Consider the following 16,101-nt stretch of genomic DNA (forward strand, 5'->3'; position numbering starts at 1 on the left):
ACCTGGAGGCAGCGTGCGCATCGGAGTGATGATCGGGCCCGAGCGCGGGGACTCGGTCCGCAAGGTCACACGGATGATCGACGACGTGACATGGGCGGAGAAGGCCGGCTTCGACACCGTGTGGGTGCCGCAGATCCCCACCGACTTCGACGCGCTCACCGCGATCGCGCTCATGGGCGTGCGCACCGAGCGCATCGAACTGGGCACCGCCGTCGTGCCGTTGCAGGCCCAGCACCCCATCGCCCTTGCCCGCCAGGCGATTTCGGCCCAGGCAGCGGCAGGAGGACGGCTCGCTCTCGGCCTCGGGCCGTCCCACCACTGGATCATCCAGGACATGCTCGGGCTGCCGTACGAGAAACCGGCCGCGCTCACCCGTGACTACCTCGACGTCCTCGACGCCGCGTTCGGCGGAACGGACATGGTCGACGTCGAGAACGACACCTTCACCGTCCACAACCCGCTCACCCTCGCCCCCGTCTCCCGGCTGCCGGTCCTGCTCGCCGCCCTCGGCCCGGTCATGCTGCGCCTCGCAGGGGAACGGGCCGACGGAACCGTCCTGTGGATGGCCGACGAACGCGCGGTCGCCGAACACGTCGTACCCCGCATCACCAAGGCCGCCGAGAGCGCCGGACGCCCGGCACCCCGGATCGTCGCGGGCATCCCGGTCTGCCTGTGCGCACCCGACCGCGTCGACGAGGCCCGCGAGCGCGCCAACCGGATCCTCGGCGAGGCCGAGATCTCGCCCAACTACCAACGGGTGCTCGAGTACGGCGACGCGCGCGACATCGGCGACCTGTGCGCGGCCGGCGACGAGAACGCCATCGCCGCCCGCTTCCAGCGCTTCGCCGATGCCGGGGTCACCGACCTGTCCGTACGGCTGCTGCCCATCGGCGACAACCGCGACGAGCTGGTCGCCTCCAAGTACCGCACCCGCGACATGCTCGCCGCCCTCGCCGCGGATCTGCGATGACCGCCGGACCGCTGGACGGCATCCGCGTCCTGGAGGTCGGCCACATGCTGGCAGGCCCCTACGCCACGATGATGCTCGCCGACCTCGGCGCCGAGGTCACCAAGATCGAGCCGCCCGGCGGGGACATCTCCCGCCAGGTGAGCGACGCGTATTTCGCCAGCCTCAACCGCGGCAAGCGCAGCGTCCGCCTCGACCTCACGACCGCCGAGGGACAGGCCGGTCTCGGTGAACTCGTCGCCGACGCCCACGCGTTGCTCGTCAACCTCAAGCCGTCGGCGATCCACCGGCTAGGGCTGACGTACGACGTGCTGCGGAAGTGGAACGAGCGGATCGTGTGTGTCGCGCTCACCGGGTACGGGCTGGCGGCGGGCGACGAACCCGCCTTCGACTACGTGGTCCAGGCGGCCACCGGCGTAGCCGCCCTCACCGGCGACCCGGACGGTCCGCCGACCCTGCCCGGCTACTCCTCCGCCGACAACTCATCCGGTCTGACAGCCGCGTTGGGACTCCTCGCCCACATCGTCTCCGGGCGCGGCGGCCAAGTGGAGGTGTCGCTACGGGATGTGATGCTGTCTCAGCTCAACTACCGTGCCTCCGCCTACCTCAACGAGGGCGTCGAACCGCGCCGACTGCCGCTCGGCGCGCACTCCTTCTACGTGCCGGCCCAGCTCTTCCCCACGGCCGAGGGCCACTTGGCGCTCTTCATCACCCACGACGGCTTCTGGAAGTCCTTCGCAGCCGAGGCCGGCCTCCAGGGATTCCCCACGATGGCCGAGCGGGCGGAGCGCCGGGAGGAAGTACTCGTCGCCGTCACGGACGCCCTGGCCGGCGACACGGCCGTGTCCTGGGAGGCGCGGCTGCGTCCCCTCGGGGTGCCCGCCGCTGCCGTACGGACCCTGCCGCAGGCGCTCGCCGCCACCCCCGAGGCCGTAGTCACGGCCGGGGACTTCCGACTGGTGCGCAGTCCCGTCCGGGTCGCCGGGTACGAGCCCGACTACGGGCCACCGCCCCGGCTCGGCGAGCATGACGTTTCCGGGACGGTGGTGGAGTCGTGAGAGCCGAGGACCAGTTCCATCTCGGGCTCGTAGTCGAGGACTTCGAAGCGACCCTGGCCGAGCTCTCGGGCGCGTTCGGGTACGAGTGGTGCGCCGAGATCGGGGGAGCGGTGCCGCTGGCGCTGCCGACAGGAGACGCAGTTCTGGACATCAGCTGCGCCTACTCCCGGACACTCCCTCGACTGGAGATCGTCCGCCGGGTGCCGGGCACTCTGTGGGAGCCGGTGGCCGGCGGGGGAGTGCACCACGTCGGCTACTGGTCGGACGATGTCGCCGCCGACGCCGCCGAACTCACCCGGCAGGGATTCGTGACCGAGGCGCGCCGGGTCGGCTCCGGGGGCGCGCCCTTCGCTTTCCTGCGCGGGCCCAGCGGTCTGCTCGTGGAACTCGTGGACCGGGTGGCGCGGCCGGGCTTGGAGAAGTACTGGAGCCACGGAGGAGGGACCGCATGACGACCGTGGGCATCGCGACCGGGGCCGGGCGCGGCATGGGACTGGCCTGCGCACGGCGGCTCACCGACCTGGTGGACACCTTGCTGCTGGTGGACCGCGACGAACCGGCCGTCACCGCCGCCGCGAAGGAACTGTCGGCCGCCGACGGGGAGGTGAGGGTCGAACCCTTCGTCCTCGACATCACCGACCCGGCCGGACTCGCCCAACTCGCCTCCCTTACAGCCGAGTTGGGCACCCTCAGGGCCGTCTCCCACGCCGCCGGGATCTCACCGACGATGGCCGACTGGCGGCGCATCTTCGAGGTCGACCTCGTCGGCACCGCGCGCCTCGCGGAGGCCCTTCGCCCGCTTGCCACCGAGGGGACGGCACTGGTGTGCTTCGCCTCGATGGCCCCGCTGCTCGGCAACCTGGAGGCCGATTCCGCCGTAGCGGCGATTCTCGACGACCCGCTCCGGGACGACTTCCTCGACCGGCTCCGGGAGGCCCTCGGGCCCGCTGTCGAGGACTCCGGGCTCGCCTACGCGTGGGCCAAGCACGGGGTGCACCGGTTCGTACGGCGGGAGGCGGTACGGCTGGGGCCGTACGGCGCTCGCGCGTGTTCCGTCTCGCCGGGTGTCATCGACACCCCTCAGGGGCGGCAGGAGGCAGCGGCCCAGCCCGCGATGGCCGCATTGGTGGAACGGACGCCGCTCGGCCGGACGGGGCGGGCCGAGGACGTCGCGGCGGCGGTGGCGTTCCTGCTGTCCGACGAGGCCGCTTTCGTTTCCGGGATCGACGTTCTCGTGGACGGTGGGGTGTGTGCGGCGGTCCGGTGACGCCGCACCACGTCAGCGCCGACGCCCGCTGCGGCGCGCGGACCAGCCCGTCCCCAGGCCGGCCGAGTGCGCGGCGAGGAAGGCCAGTCCGAGGAGCATGAGGCTCGTCGGGGTGAAGACGAGCTGGGTCGATGTCTCGGTGACTCGGATGAGGAAGGCGATGACGAAGAGCGCGGCAGCCACAAAGGCAAGCATCTGAATACCCCTACGAATGGACGACGAGCCACCGGTGACCCCGGCGGCTCGTCGTTCCGTGTGCCCCCGATGGCGCCGATCAGTCGTGCCCGCCGCGCATCACGCGCGCGGGCCCAACTGCCGTTCAGACAAGGGATTCCGAGCGCTGGACGGTACCCGTGAGGCCGGTCGCGTCCTGACCCGCGAGGAGAACCGCGGCCCTCGCCATCGCCTCCGGCGGCTCCACCATCTCCGGCGGGATCTCCCGGCCTCCGCCGCCCGCCTGCCATCCCTCCGTCAGCACCACCCGTGACGGGGCAAGGCAGTTGACGGCGATGTTGTCCTTCCGCAGGTCGGCGGCGAGCCCCGCATAGAGGCGCTCGACCGCCGCCTTGGACACCCAGTACGCGTTGGCGCCCCGGTCCGTCATGCCCACCCCGCCGGTCGTCACGGCCACCAACGACCCACCGCCACGGGCGCGTACGTGCGGAATCACGGCCCGGGTCACCAGGAACACCCCGGTCAGATTGACGTCCAGGCACAGCTGCCAGCGCTTGAGCGGCGTCGACTCGACCGGGCCGAGCCACAGCACCCCGGCATTGGCGATGAGAATGTCGATTCCGCCGAACTCCGCGACCGTGGCGGCGACGGCGGCGTCGACCGACGCCTCGTCGCTGACATCACAGGGCACCGGCAGCGCGCTCCCGCCCGCCGCGACGATCCGGTCCGCGACCGAGTGGATCGTGCCGGGCAGCCGGCCCTCCCGCTCGGAGCGCGCGGCGACCGCGACCGAGGCGCCCGCCTCGGCGAGCGCCAGCGCGACCGTACGGCCGATGCCACGGCTGGCGCCCGCGACGAACGCGACCTTGCCCTTCAACGATCCGCCCACGTCGGTCACTTCCCCTACTTCGGCGGGAACCGGAGAGCGCCGTCGAGACGGACGACCTCGCCGTTGAGATAGTCGTTCTCCACGATGTGCTGCACCAGACCGGCGTACTCGGCCGGCAGCCCCATGCGCTTCGGGTACGGGATCTGCGGCCCCCAGTAGGCCTCCAACTGGTCGCCCGCCTTGCCGTAGGCCGGCGTGTTGAAGGTGCCTGGCGCGATCGTGACGACCCGGATGCCGAGCGGGGACAGGTCGCGCGCGGCCACCAGGGTCATGCTGACGACCCCGCCCTTGGCCGCCGCGTAAGGGAGTTGGCCGATCTGGCCCTCGTACGCCGCGATCGACGCCGTGCTGACGATGACACCCCGGCCGCCGTCCAGCGGCTCCTGACGGGCGATCGCGGCGGCGGCCAGGCGTAGCACGTTGAACACGCCGGTGAGGTACACGTCGATCGTCGTGCGGAAGCCCGCGAGGTCGAGGGGAGAGCCGTCCTTGCCGACCAGCCGGCCGCCGCTCGCCGGGCCGCCGTGCGCGTCCACCGAGATCCTGAGCGGTCCCGCCGACTCCGCCTCGGCCAGCGCGGCTTGGACATCGTCCTCGGAGGTGGCATCGGTGCGCACATAGCGCACACCCAGCTCCTGCTCCAGGGCCTTGCCCTTCTCGTCGGCCAGATCGGCCACGACGACCTTCGCTCCCGCCGCGTGCAGCCGACGGACGGTGGCCTCGCCCAGGCCGCCCGCCCCGCCGACGACGACCGCGGAGCTCCCACTGATCTGCATCAAGGATTTCCTCTCTTGCGAACAGCGCTCTAGTGAGACGAGAATAGCATTCTCATGAATATAACCATGATTCTCGAGATGGTGGCCTCGGGCGGCGACCGACCGGTGGTCACGGCGAACGGCCGCTCCCTGACCGCCTCGGAACTGCTCGCCCGCGCCCGCGCCGCCGCGCACCGCTTCCAGGGCCGCCCGGCCGTGCTCTATCTGAGCCCCAGTCACCTCGCCTACCCGGTGGCCCTGTTCGGAGCCGCTCTGGCGGGCATCCCGTTCATCCCCCTCAACTACCGCCTCGGCGAACACCAGTTGAACCGCCTTCTGGCCCGCCACCCCGGCGCCCTCGTCCTGCGCCCGGCCGACCTCGACGCCCTGCTGAGCGAAGAGGAGACGGCCGTACCGGAGTTGCTCCAGGACCAGGACTCCGTCGCGGTGGTCCTCTACACCAGCGGCACGACCGCCGAACCCAAGGCGGCCCTGCTGCGCCACCGCCACCTGCTGGCCTACGTCCTCAACACCCAGGAGTTCGCCTCCGCCGAGGAGGGCGACGCGGCTCTGGTGGCCGTTCCGCCATACCACGTGGCCGGGTTGATGAACCTGCTGACGAACCTCTACTCCGGCCGCCGCCTGGTGTACCTCTCCGCCTTCGACGCGGGGGAGTGGCTGGAGACCGCGCGCCGCGAGCAGGTCACCCACGCACTCGTCGTGCCCACCATGCTGGCCCGCATCGTCGCCGAGGTCCCGGCGGACGACGCCGGCACGCCCACACTCCGCAGCCTGGCCTACGGCGGTGCCAGGACCCCGCGGCCCGTGGTGGAGCGGGCGTTGGAGATCTTCCCCGGCACGGGGTTCGTGAACGCGTACGGTCTGACGGAGACGGCTTCCTCGGTCGCGGTCCTGGGGCCTGACGACCACCGCGAGGCGCTGGCATCCGCCGACCCGGCCGTACGGGATCGACTCGGCTCCGTGGGACGGCCGTTGCCCGGAGTCGAGATCGAGATCCGCGATGACGACGGGAAGCCGGCACGTGCCGGGGAGACAGGGCTGGTCTTCGTGCGCGGCGATCAGATCTCCGGCGAATACGGGGGACGCAGCGCACTCGACGCGGACGGTTGGTTCCCCACCCGGGACCGGGGCCGTCTGGACGCCGACGGCTATCTGTTCATCGAGGGTCGCGCCGACGACACCATCATTCGCGGCGGCGAGAACATCGCTCCCGCCGAGATAGAGGACGTTCTCGTCGCCCACCCCGGGATCGTGGAGGCCGCGGTGATCGGTGTGCCCGACCCCGAGTGGGGACAGCGGATCGTGGCCGTCGTGGTCGGCGAGGGCGATGCGGCGGAGGTCCGCCAGTGGGTCAGGGACCGGCTGCGCTCCTCCAAGACCCCCGACACGATCGTCTTCCGCGCCGAACTGCCCAAGACCGAGACCGGAAAGCTGCTGCGCCGCATTCTGCTGGCCGAGTTGGAGACCACCCATGCCTGAAGCAGTCCTCGTGTCCGCCCTGCGTACCCCCGTCGGCACCGCCGTCAAGGGCACCCTGCGCGACACCACCGCGTTCGACCTGGCCCACCACATCGTCGCCGCCGCTGCCGCCACGGACGGGCTCGATCCGGACGCCGTCGACGACGTCATCCTCGGCGAGGGCCTGTACGGCGGCGGGGTCGTGGCCCGGCACGCGGCGCTCACCGTCGGGCTCACCGCCGTACCCGGCCTCGCCCACAACCGTCACTGCGCCGCCGGTCTCGCGGCCGTGCAGAGCGCGGCGGGCAGCATCCGCGCGGGCATGGACGAACTCGTCATCGCCGGCGGCGTCAACTCGGCCTCCACCTCGCCGAAACAGCGTTTCCGCGTGGACGGGGAGTGGGTCGAGCCGTGGAGTCCGCCCACGCACCCCGACCGCCCCGACGCGCCCAACCTGGACATGTCGATCACGGTCGGCTGGAACACCGCCGTACGGGCCGGTCTCAGCCGCGCCGACATGGACGCCTGGGCGCTGCGCTCGCACCAGAACGCGATTCGCGCCATCGACGAAGGCCGTTTCGACGCCGAGCTGGTGCCCATCGACACACCGCACGGCCTGTTCTCCGTCGACGAACACCCGCGCCGCACCACGAGCCTGGAGAAACTGGCCTCGCTCAAGCCGCTCCACCCGGAGATCGAGGGCTTCTCCATCACGGCGGGCAACGCGGGCGGCGCCAACGACGGTGCCGCCGCGCTGGTGGTGGCCAGCGACCGGCTCGGTCTGCCCGCACTCGCTGTGGTCCGCTCCTGGGCCTCGGTCGGCGCCGACCCCGCCGAGACGGGCCTCACCCCGGTGAAGGTCATCCCCAAAGCCCTTGCCCGTGCGGGACTTTCGACCTCCGACGTCGACCTCTTCGAGATCAACGAGGCCTTCGCCGCCGTGCCCGTCGCCGCGGTGAAGCTGCTCGGTCTCGACCCCGACCGCGTGAACGTCAACGGCAGCGGCTGCTCCCTCGGCCACCCGGTCGCCGCGACGGGTGCCCGGATGCTGGTCACGCTGGTGCACGAACTGCGCCGCCGGGGCGGTGGCATCGGCGTCGCCGCGATGTGCGCGGGCGGCGGCATGGGCTCGGCCACGGTCATCGAGGTGCCGGCGCCGTAGCGCTCAAGTACAGGGAGGAGGGGAACGCTGTGGAGGGCTTGAAGGAGAAGGTCGTTCTCGTCGCCGGCGCGGCCACCGGGCTGGGCGCCGCGTCGGCCCGGCGGCTCGCGGACGAGGGCGCCAGGGTCGTCGTCGCCGATCTCGATGTCGAGGGCGCCAGGCGGACCGCCTCGGCCATCGGTGTCGCCGGTGGCGAGGCGGTCGCGGCGGGCTTCGACATCTCCGACGAGGACTCGGTCGGCGAACTGGTGACGACCACTGTGCGGACGTACGGCGGCCTGGACGCGGTGCACATCAACGCGGGTGACATGGGCGCGGTCTCCAAGGACACCGACGTCGTCGACATGGACCTCGCGGTCTGGGACCGGACCTTCGCCGTCAACCTGCGGGGCCACATGCTCGTCACGCGATACGCCGTTCCCGAACTCCTCGCCCGGGGTGGCGGCGCGCTCGTCTACACCTCGTCCATCGCGGCCTTCACCGGCGAGGCCGCGCGTCCCGCCTACTCGGCGACCAAGGCGGGCATCAACGCCCTCGCCCGCCATGTCGCCTCCCGCTGGGGCAGCGAGGGCATCCGGGCCAACGCGGTCGCCCCCGGTCTGATCCTGACCCCGGCCATCCAGGAGGGCGCCGACCCGGACCTGCTGGAGGCTCTGCTCGCTCGCACCCGCAGCACCCGGCACGGCCGCGCCGACGACATCGCCGCCATGGTGGCCCACCTCATGTCCGACGCGGGAGCCTGGATCAACGGCCAGGTCATCAACGTCGACGGCGGCACCGTGATGCGCTGAGCGGGGGCGGCCTTACTCGACCGTACGGAAGCGCAGCAGAGCCTCCTGCGCGAACGAGGCGACCAAAGACCCCTGCGCGGTGAGCACATCGCCCCGGCCGTAGCAGCGGCCGTGGGCGACGAGCGGGCTCCGGTGGCGCAGGAGCAGCCAGCCGTCCGTCGTGAAAGGGCGGTGGAACCACACCGTGTGCGCGGTGACGGCGGACGTGAACGCCGTTCCCGAATCGTGCTGGGTGACCCCTTCCAGCGGGCGAAGCGCCGTACCGATCAGACTCAGATCGCTCGCGTACGCCGTCAACGCGGGCGCGAGTCCAGACGCCACCGCCGGTGTGCGCATCCACAGGTCGTACTCGGGCGGTTCCGACTTCGGCGAGTCCACGTCGACGGTGGCCCGGGTGTCCCAGGGAAGCAGCGAGAGGTCCACGTCGTGCTCGGCTCCCGGCACCGACGGCATCGGGAACGCGATCTGCTGGTCGGGGCCCTCCTCGTGGGAGTGCAGCGCCACGGCCGCCACGGCCGCGACACCCTGCGTCTGACGCGCCACGACCGTCAACGTGGCGAAGGAACCGCCCTCGTGATGACGCGTCACCTCGTACCGCACCGGCTCCTGCGGCCGTCCGGCCCGCGCGAACTGCACGTGCAGGCTCTTGACCGCCTTGTCGGGGCAGGCCAGTTGGGCGGCCCGGACGCTCTGGGCGAGCAACTGCCCGCCGAAGATGCGGTGATAGCCGAGTTGTTGGTTGCGGCCCTCGTACACGGCACCGGGTCGGGCGTCGAGGTCCAGGCAAGAGAGCAGGTCGCTCCATAGATCGGTCACTGATGTCACTCCTCGGTCGATCACAAGCGGACGAGCTTGTCGATCACAGGTGGACGAGTCGTGGCGCAGAGCCGCCGGTCCGCAGCAGCGCCCCCGCCTCGCGCGTCAACTCCCGTGCGCTGCCCAGGAGTCCGTCCAGCACTATGGCCCGCCGCACATGCCGGTGGAGATCGTGCTCGGCGGTGAAGCCGATCCCGCCCAGGACCTGCTGACAGTGCCGGGCCGCCGTCAGCGCCGCCTGTCCGGCCGCGGCCTTGGCCAGCAGCGCGCCCAGATCGTCGGTGGCGGCCACGAGGGTGGCCTCGGCGCCGTCCAGCGCCACGAGGGTCTCGGCGAGCCGGTGCCGTACGGCCTGGAAGGAGGCAAGCGGGCGGCCGAACTGCACGCGGTCCACGGCGTGTTGACGGGCCAGCGCGAGCAGGGCGCGGCCCGTCCCGAGCAGCCACCAGCCGAGTGCCACCCGGCCGGCGGCGAGCGGGACGGGAGCTCCGGCGGGCACGGAACGCAGGGGCAGTTCGGCGTCCAGGGCCGCCCCTGCCGCACTGTCGTCGCGCTCCCAGACGACCCACGTACCGCCGGTGTACGGCAGCGGGAGTGTGCCGCCGAGCGGACGGCCCATCGTGTTCAGGAGGACGTCGTTGAGGAGGGGCGCGTGGGCGCCCGTCTCGCCCAGCAGGCGGAAGGTGAGCGGTGCGGCGATGTCCGGCTGTTCGGCGAGGAGTTCGGCCCAGCCGAGGTCGGCCAGGGCGGTGTCCAGTGCCTGTCCCGAGGCCGCCGACATCGTCTTGCGGAGCGTCTCGGCGAGCAGGTCCCGTTCGGCCGCGTCCACGGCTACTCCTTCCCCAGGTCGAGCAGTCGGCGCGCGATGATGTTCCGCTGGATCTCTGCCGTACCGCCGTAGATGGTCGCCGCCTTCGCGTACAGGTACTCCGAGCGCCACGGCGTGTCCGTCAACTCCAGTACGCCGGGCAGCAGATCGCGCACGGTCTCGAAGAGCCGTTGCTCGGCGGTGGCGAGCAGCACCTTGTCGACCGACGTCTCCGCGCCCAGCCGCTCACCCTCGGCCAGCCGTCGCTGCGTGGCGTGGGAGCGGCAGCGGACGGTGTGCAACGCCAGGTAGGCGGCGCCGAGTTCGGCGTCTTCGGGGATGTTCGTCTCGGCCATGAGGCGGTCAAGTCGGGTGTAGAGATGGGCGATCCGATGCCAGAAGCAGGTGGAGCGCTCGTGCGGGAGCAGGTCCATCGCCAGACGCCAGCCGTCGCCGGGTTGGCCGAGCATCCGCTCGGCGGGCACGATCACGTCGTCGAAGAACACCTCGGCGAACTCGTCCACTCCGTGCATCGTGCGCAGCGGCCGGACGGTGATGCCGGGGGTGTCCATGTCGACGAAGAACGCGGTGATCCCGTTGTGACCGGGTGCGGTGCGGGTCAACAGGACGCAGCGGGCGGCGAATTGGGCCAGGCTCGTCCACACCTTCTGGCCGCTGATCACCCAGTGGTCGTCGCGCGGAACGGCCCGCGTGGTGAGGGAGGCGAGGTCGCTGCCGGAGCCGGGTTCGGAGAAGCCCTGGCACCACTGCTCACGGCCGCTGAGCAGCCGGGGGACCATCTCGGCGGCGAGTGCGGGAGGGGCGTACGAGATCATCGTCGGGGCGAGGACCTCGATCATCGAGTAGATCCCCGGCTCGGCCAGCTCCCGGGTGGCGACCTCCTCGCCGAGCACCGCCCTCAGCACCGCGGGCCCGCCGAGCCCCCTCACCTCGGCGGGCCAGCCGTACCGCATCCAGTCCGCGTCGTACAACGCCCGGCGCACCCGGGCCAGTTGAGCGACCTGGGCGTCGAGAGAGTGGTCGCGGCCGGGGGACAGGTCGTGCCCGTCCAGCCAGCCGCGCAGGTCCGAGCGGAAGTCGGCGACGCTTGAGTACCCGGACTCCGAACGGGTGTTCATGTTCCCGGACGCTGATAGGCGTGTGGACGGCCCGAGTCGTGCGCCCCGCTGCGGCGGATGAACGTCATCGCACGGGTGCGCAGCCGCCACCCCTGGTCCGTGCGGACGTAGGTGTCGTTGTAGTAGCCGATCCGCATGTCGTGCGTGGCGTGGTCGACGAAGCACAGCGGCTGGGTGCCGGTGGCCGTGTCGCCGGACAGGTCGACGGCCGGCGTACCCGTGAGGAACAGCCCCTTGGGGGCGGCGGCGACGAGCGCCGGGAACTCGTCGAGGCCGTAGGCGTCCCCGAAGGCGCTGTACGTGCCGTCGGGCGTGAAGACCGCCAGCACCCCGTCCAGGTCGCCGCGGGTGATGCACACCGCGTAGCGGGCGAGGAGCTGCTGGATCTCCATCAGGTCGTCGGTCGGACCAGGGGGAGGAGCCGGAACAGGCAAGGAGGACAAGGACTTTCCACCCTTCACCATGAGCGAGAATGGCATTCTCTCAGATGAGTGGCAGATTTCCACGACGCGTGAGGCGACGTCAACAGTCTCTGTCTGAATGGTTGATTCTCCGTAGATGAGAAGCTAGTTTCCAGCGATGGAGAGGGGAGATCCGACGCGATGGACCAGTTCCTCACCTTCGGGATCGTTGGCCTGAGCACGGCCGCGATCTATGCCGTCATCGGCAGTGGGCTCGTGCTCACCTACACCACCACCGGCGTGTTCAACTTCGCGCACGGCGCGGCCGGCATGCTGTCCGCGTTCATGTACTGGCAGCTGACCGTCGGCTGGGGCTGGCCCGTTCCGGTCGCCCTGGTCGTGGTGCTGCTCGTGCTCGCCCCCGGCTTCGGGCTGCTCGTCGAGCGGTTCGTACTGCGGCCTGTCCAAGCCCTCGGTGAAGCCGAACGGCTCGTCATGACGGTCGCGCTGCTCAGCGGACTCATCGCGGCGGCGCGCTGGATCTGGGACCCCAATGTGGCGCGCCCGCTGCCGATGTTCTTCGCCGACCGCAAGCCCTTCCATCTCGGCCCTGCCGTCATCACCTGGCACCAGGCGATCACCATGGCGGTGGCCGTCGCCGTCGCGATCGGCCTGCGCATCCTGCTCTACCGCACCCGCGCCGGAGCCGAGATGCGCGCCGCCGTCGACGACCGGGCACTCGTAGGCCTCACCGGCGCCGACCCGGTCCGGGCGGGCCGGGTCTCCTGGATCCTCGGCACCCAACTGGCCGCGATCGGCGGCATTTTGATCGCCCCGACCGTCACGCTCGACGCCGCACAGCTCTCCCTGCTGATCGTCAGCGCCTACACCGCGGCCGTCTTCGGCAGGCTGCGCAGCCTGCCGCTCACCTTCCTCGGCGCCGTCGTCGTCGGCTGCATGGAGAGCTATCTGACCGGCTACCTGCCGCAGAACGACTACCTCCCCGGACTGAGGCTCGCCGCTCCCGCACTCCTCCTCTTCCTCGCCCTGCTGGTGTTCCCACATCGACGCCTGCGAGGCCGTGAGCGACGGCTTGCCCGCGTACCGGTGCCGAGCGCGCGCGGCACACTCGTGTTCGCCGCGGTGGTCATCACCTTCGGCGCGGTACTGGCCTCCCTCCTCGGAGAAGCCGACCTCATCACCTACGGAGCGATCTTCTCCCTGGGCGTAGTGGCACTCTCGTACGTCCCGCTCGCCGGGTACGCCGGACAGGTCTCGCTGTGCCAGCTGAGCATGGCGGGCATCGGCGCGGTCGTCTGGGGACACCTCGGCGCCCACGGCCAACTGTGGGCGCTCGCCGCCGCGATCCTCGTCTCGGCGGCGGCCGGAGCACTGGTCGCACTCCCCGCACTACGGCTCTCCGGCGTGTATCTCGCCCTGGGCACAGCCGCGTTCGCCGTGATCCTCGACCGCTGGATCTTCACCATCCCGGCCTTCCACGTCCTCGGCCTGCGGATCGCCCTGTTCGACCAGGGCTCGGTGGACATCTCAGGGCCCCACCTCTTCGGTCTACGGCTCGACAGCGGACGGCAGTTGATGGTGTTCGCCGCCGTCTGCCTCGCCCTCGCCTCGATCGGCGTGGCCGCCCTGCGCCGCAGCCGCTTCGGACGGCGGCTGATCGCCCTGCGCGACAGCGAGGCCGCGTACGCCACCCTCGGCGGCAACCTGCTGGTCGCCAAGGTGGCGGTGTTCGCCCTCGCCTCCGGCATCGCCGGACTCGGCGGAGCGCTGTACGGAATGCAGCAACGCACGGTCACCGCCGACCAGTTCAGCCTCATCGCGGGGCTGCCGATCTTCCTCGTCGCCGTGGTCGGTGGACTGGGCGCGGTCGGCAACGGGCTCTTCGCCGGCACCGCGTTCGTCGGTCCGACGAACGCCCTGATCGCCGTCGCCCCGGGTACCGCGAACCTGGTCGCCCTGCTCCCCGGCCTGGCCGGCGTGGGACTCGGCCACAACCCCGACGGCATCGTGTCCCGCTTCCGCCGCCAGTGGGAGCCCCTCGCCCGCGACCGCATCGCCCTGCCGGCCCTGCTCTGCGTCCTTGCCCTGGCCTGGGCGCTGCGCTTCGGCGACGTGATCAACGACTGGACGTACTACGGCGGTTCACTCCTCCTCGCCATAGCGCTCCGCTCCTGGGCGGACGCCCGGCAGACCGCTCCGGCCGAGCCGGAGATCCCCGTCGAGTGGTGGGGCCTACGGCGTGAGTGGCGCCCCGAGGACGAGGAGGTGCTGGCCCGTGGCGTCGCTGCAGGTTAGTGGAGTGACCGTCTCCTTCGGCGGGAACCGCGCTCTGGACGGAGTGGCGCTGACCGCCGAGGCGGGCCGGGTCACCGGGCTCATCGGACCCAACGGGGCAGGAAAAAGTACCCTGTTCGACGTCGCGTCCGGACTGCGCAGGCCCTCCTCGGGGCAGGTCCGGCTGGACGGCCGGGACGTCACCCGGGCCCGACCCTCCGCTCGCGCCCGGCACGGACTGGCCCGCACCTTCCAACGCCTTGAACTCTTCGGCCGGTTGAGCGTGCGCGACAACCTCCTCGTCGCCGCCGAACTCGGCCCCGAACGCCGCCGGGCGGAGCAGGTCGTCACCGAGATCCTGCACCGCCTCGATCTCACGGACGTCGCCGACACCTCACCCGACGCCCTCCCCACCGGAGTCGGCCGCCTGGTCGAGGTCGGCAGGGCCCTTGCGATCCGACCGAAGGTGCTGCTCCTCGACGAACCCGCCGCCGGACAGGACGCGGAGGAGACCGAACGCTTCGCGGAACTCCTGCGCGCCCTCACCGAGGACGGGACCGCCGTCGTCCTCGTCGAGCACGACATGAGCCTCGTGATGGCCGTCTGCGACGAGGTGTACGTCCTCGACCTCGGCAAGATCATCGCCGTCGGCCCGCCCGAGGTGATCCGCAGCGACGAAACGGTACTCGCCGCCTACCTGGGGGACGCGTGAGCGCACTTCTCGAACTGCGCGGCATCCGCGCCGCCCATGAACGCATCACCGTCCTGCACGGCGTCGACCTCGACGTCGCCGCCGGACAGGTGGTCGCGCTGCTGGGACCGAACGGCGCCGGAAAGACCACCACCCTGCGCGTCGCCGCCGGAGTCCACCCCGTCGAGTCGGGCCAACTCGTGCTCGGTGGACGGGACATGACCGGCGCCGACCCCCGCGACCTGGCCCGCGCCGGAGTCTGCCTCATCCCCGAAGGGCGAGGCGTGTTCCCGAACCTGTCCGTCCGCGACAACCTCCTCATGATGACCTTCACCGGCCGCGGCCGCGAGGAGATCGAGGAGATCGCGTTCGCCCGCTTCCCCGTCCTGGCCCGGCGCGCCGGACAAGCGGCGGGCACCCTCTCCGGCGGCGAACAGCAGATGCTCGCCCTCGCCCGCGGCCTCGCCACCGACCCCGCCGTCCTGCTGCTCGACGAACTCTCCATGGGGCTCGCCCCGTTGGTGGTCGGCCGGCTCTACGAACAGGTCGGCGAGATCGCCCGGCAGGGCGTGGCCGTCCTGGTGGTCGAGCAGTTCGCCGCAGCGGTTCTCGACATCTGCGACCATGCCGCCGTCCTCGTCCGCGGCAGGGTCGAACGGCAGGGCCACCCCGACGGCGGCCTGCGCGCCGAACTGTCCGCTCTCTACCTGGGGAGTTCCACATGACGTCCACCGAGACGCGAGCGGACCGCTTCGTCCGCGAACTCACCGTCCTGAAGATCCCGGACCCGGCCGCCGGAAGGGCCGCGCTCTGGCTGCGCGCCGGCGCCGCCTTGATGACGATCGGCGTCGTCCTCGGCGTGAGCGCCTACTTCATCTCGCACAACACCAGCGACCCGCTGGTGCAGAACGACGCCCTCACCCTCGGCCTCGCCGCGGTCGCCGGGAGCGTCGTCGGGTCCGCGCTCTTCCTGCGGTACTCGCTCACCGGCTTCCTGCGGTACTGGATGGCCCGTCAGTCCTACGACGTGGAACTCCTCGCCGACCGCCTGCTCGAAAGGGAACTCCGCCATGACCCCACCGGCACCGACGCCGCGCCCCGGTGACCAACTCGCCAGCACCGTCTGCGGCACCCGCGTGGTCGTCATCCGCGCCCCCGCCGACGTGCAGCCCCAACTGGCCTGCGGCGGACGCCCGTTGGTGCCCGCGGCCGAAGCACCCCCGGCGAAGCCCGGACCGGCCGGCACCACCACCCTCATCGGCAAGCGGTACGTCGACGCCACCGGCACCCTCGAACTGCTCTGCACCGCCTCCGGCGCGGGCGAACTCACCTGTGACGGCGCCCCCATGGCACTGAAGGCAGCCAAGCCGCTGCCCGCCTCCGACTGACCGACCCACCCCCGAAGGAGC

Annotated in this window: 19 protein-coding genes; 12 read left to right on the forward strand and 7 right to left on the reverse strand. The window is 71.4% G+C overall.

Annotated elements, in window-relative coordinates; translation table 11 throughout:
* The first annotated feature begins 13 nt into the window (after nucleotides 1-13).
* Genes SSP08S_RS23020 through SSP08S_RS23035 form a run of 4 tightly spaced genes read left to right on the forward strand, consistent with a single transcriptional unit; the run spans nucleotide 14 to nucleotide 3,292 of the window.
* A complete protein-coding gene (locus SSP08S_RS23020) occupies nucleotides 14-970 on the forward strand; it encodes an LLM class F420-dependent oxidoreductase (protein WP_019069994.1) in 957 nt (318 codons plus the stop codon).
* On the forward strand, nucleotides 967-2,025 hold the full coding sequence (locus SSP08S_RS23025; RefSeq protein ID WP_019069995.1) for a CaiB/BaiF CoA transferase family protein: 1,059 nt from the start codon (nucleotides 967-969) through the stop codon (nucleotides 2,023-2,025). Before SSP08S_RS23020 ends, SSP08S_RS23025 begins: the two co-directional genes overlap by 4 nt.
* Nucleotides 2,022-2,477 (forward strand): VOC family protein, encoded by a 456-nt coding sequence (locus tag SSP08S_RS23030; RefSeq protein ID WP_019069996.1) that lies wholly within the window; start codon nucleotides 2,022-2,024, stop codon nucleotides 2,475-2,477. The genes SSP08S_RS23025 and SSP08S_RS23030 overlap by 4 nt, the downstream gene beginning before the upstream one ends.
* On the forward strand, nucleotides 2,474-3,292 hold the full coding sequence (locus tag SSP08S_RS23035) for an SDR family oxidoreductase (protein ID WP_019069997.1): 819 nt from the start codon (nucleotides 2,474-2,476) through the stop codon (nucleotides 3,290-3,292). Before SSP08S_RS23030 ends, SSP08S_RS23035 begins: the two co-directional genes overlap by 4 nt.
* A gap of 12 nt (nucleotides 3,293-3,304) precedes the next feature.
* On the opposite strand, the gene SSP08S_RS23040 is transcribed toward SSP08S_RS23035, so the two are convergent.
* From SSP08S_RS23040 to SSP08S_RS23050, 3 genes are all read right to left on the reverse strand, one after another.
* Nucleotides 3,305-3,475: a hypothetical protein gene (locus tag SSP08S_RS23040; RefSeq protein WP_406449724.1), complete on the reverse strand. Its 171-nt coding sequence runs from the start codon at nucleotides 3,473-3,475 to the stop codon at nucleotides 3,305-3,307.
* A gap of 136 nt (nucleotides 3,476-3,611) precedes the next feature.
* A complete protein-coding gene (locus SSP08S_RS23045; RefSeq protein WP_019069999.1) occupies nucleotides 3,612-4,364 on the reverse strand; it encodes an SDR family NAD(P)-dependent oxidoreductase in 753 nt (250 codons plus the stop codon).
* Between the two features lie 5 nt (nucleotides 4,365-4,369).
* Complete coding sequence (locus SSP08S_RS23050) at nucleotides 4,370-5,131, reverse strand: SDR family NAD(P)-dependent oxidoreductase (protein ID WP_019070000.1); 762 nt, start codon at nucleotides 5,129-5,131, stop codon at nucleotides 4,370-4,372.
* A gap of 66 nt (nucleotides 5,132-5,197) precedes the next feature.
* On the opposite strand from SSP08S_RS23050, the gene SSP08S_RS23055 reads away from it, so the two are divergent.
* The 3 genes from SSP08S_RS23055 to SSP08S_RS23065 are packed head-to-tail and all read left to right on the forward strand — an operon-like array spanning nucleotide 5,198 to nucleotide 8,542.
* Nucleotides 5,198-6,610 carry a class I adenylate-forming enzyme family protein gene (locus SSP08S_RS23055; RefSeq protein WP_019070001.1) on the forward strand — a complete coding sequence of 471 codons (1,413 nt, stop codon included), beginning with the start codon at nucleotides 5,198-5,200 and terminating at the stop codon, nucleotides 6,608-6,610.
* Nucleotides 6,603-7,751 (forward strand): thiolase family protein, encoded by a 1,149-nt coding sequence (locus SSP08S_RS23060; RefSeq protein ID WP_019070002.1) that lies wholly within the window; start codon nucleotides 6,603-6,605, stop codon nucleotides 7,749-7,751. Before SSP08S_RS23055 ends, SSP08S_RS23060 begins: the two co-directional genes overlap by 8 nt.
* 29 nt (nucleotides 7,752-7,780) lie before the next feature.
* Complete coding sequence (locus SSP08S_RS23065) at nucleotides 7,781-8,542, forward strand: SDR family NAD(P)-dependent oxidoreductase (protein WP_019070003.1); 762 nt, start codon at nucleotides 7,781-7,783, stop codon at nucleotides 8,540-8,542.
* A 12-nt stretch (nucleotides 8,543-8,554) separates the two neighbouring features.
* On the opposite strand, the gene SSP08S_RS23070 is transcribed toward SSP08S_RS23065, so the two are convergent.
* The 4 genes from SSP08S_RS23070 to SSP08S_RS23085 are packed head-to-tail and all read right to left on the reverse strand — an operon-like array spanning nucleotide 8,555 to nucleotide 11,697.
* On the reverse strand, nucleotides 8,555-9,358 hold the full coding sequence (locus SSP08S_RS23070) for an acyl-CoA thioesterase (RefSeq protein ID WP_019070004.1): 804 nt from the start codon (nucleotides 9,356-9,358) through the stop codon (nucleotides 8,555-8,557).
* A 43-nt stretch (nucleotides 9,359-9,401) separates the two neighbouring features.
* Nucleotides 9,402-10,187, reverse strand: coding sequence for an acyl-CoA dehydrogenase family protein (locus SSP08S_RS23075; protein ID WP_019070005.1), 786 nt, complete (start codon nucleotides 10,185-10,187; stop codon nucleotides 9,402-9,404).
* A 2-nt stretch (nucleotides 10,188-10,189) separates the two neighbouring features.
* Nucleotides 10,190-11,305 carry an acyl-CoA dehydrogenase family protein gene (locus SSP08S_RS23080; protein ID WP_019070006.1) on the reverse strand — a complete coding sequence of 372 codons (1,116 nt, stop codon included), beginning with the start codon at nucleotides 11,303-11,305 and terminating at the stop codon, nucleotides 10,190-10,192.
* Entirely contained in the window at nucleotides 11,302-11,697 is a 396-nt protein-coding gene (locus SSP08S_RS23085; RefSeq protein ID WP_019070007.1) for a nuclear transport factor 2 family protein, read from the reverse strand. Before SSP08S_RS23085 ends, SSP08S_RS23080 begins: the two co-directional genes overlap by 4 nt.
* A gap of 210 nt (nucleotides 11,698-11,907) precedes the next feature.
* On the opposite strand from SSP08S_RS23085, the gene SSP08S_RS23090 reads away from it, so the two are divergent.
* From SSP08S_RS23090 to SSP08S_RS23110, 5 genes are read left to right on the forward strand one after another with little or no spacing between them, the layout of a single operon-like run.
* The gene (locus tag SSP08S_RS23090; RefSeq protein WP_019070008.1) at nucleotides 11,908-14,022 is read left to right on the forward strand and encodes a branched-chain amino acid ABC transporter permease; all 2,115 of its coding nucleotides are present in this window, start codon (nucleotides 11,908-11,910) and stop codon (nucleotides 14,020-14,022) included.
* A complete protein-coding gene (locus tag SSP08S_RS23095; RefSeq protein WP_043259620.1) occupies nucleotides 14,003-14,713 on the forward strand; it encodes an ABC transporter ATP-binding protein in 711 nt (236 codons plus the stop codon). Before SSP08S_RS23090 ends, SSP08S_RS23095 begins: the two co-directional genes overlap by 20 nt.
* Nucleotides 14,710-15,417 carry an ABC transporter ATP-binding protein gene (locus SSP08S_RS23100; protein WP_019070010.1) on the forward strand — a complete coding sequence of 236 codons (708 nt, stop codon included), beginning with the start codon at nucleotides 14,710-14,712 and terminating at the stop codon, nucleotides 15,415-15,417. Before SSP08S_RS23095 ends, SSP08S_RS23100 begins: the two co-directional genes overlap by 4 nt.
* The gene (locus tag SSP08S_RS23105; RefSeq protein ID WP_019070011.1) at nucleotides 15,414-15,797 is read left to right on the forward strand and encodes a hypothetical protein; all 384 of its coding nucleotides are present in this window, start codon (nucleotides 15,414-15,416) and stop codon (nucleotides 15,795-15,797) included. The genes SSP08S_RS23100 and SSP08S_RS23105 overlap by 4 nt, the downstream gene beginning before the upstream one ends.
* Nucleotides 15,763-16,080, forward strand: a complete 318-nt coding sequence (locus SSP08S_RS23110; RefSeq protein WP_019070012.1) for a hypothetical protein — start codon at nucleotides 15,763-15,765, stop codon at nucleotides 16,078-16,080. The genes SSP08S_RS23105 and SSP08S_RS23110 overlap by 35 nt, the downstream gene beginning before the upstream one ends.
* The last annotated feature ends 21 nt before the right edge of the window (nucleotides 16,081-16,101 follow it).

This window comes from Streptomyces hokutonensis, from assembly GCF_000376565.1.
Taxonomy (GTDB): Bacteria; Actinomycetota; Actinomycetes; order Streptomycetales; family Streptomycetaceae; genus Streptomyces; species Streptomyces hokutonensis.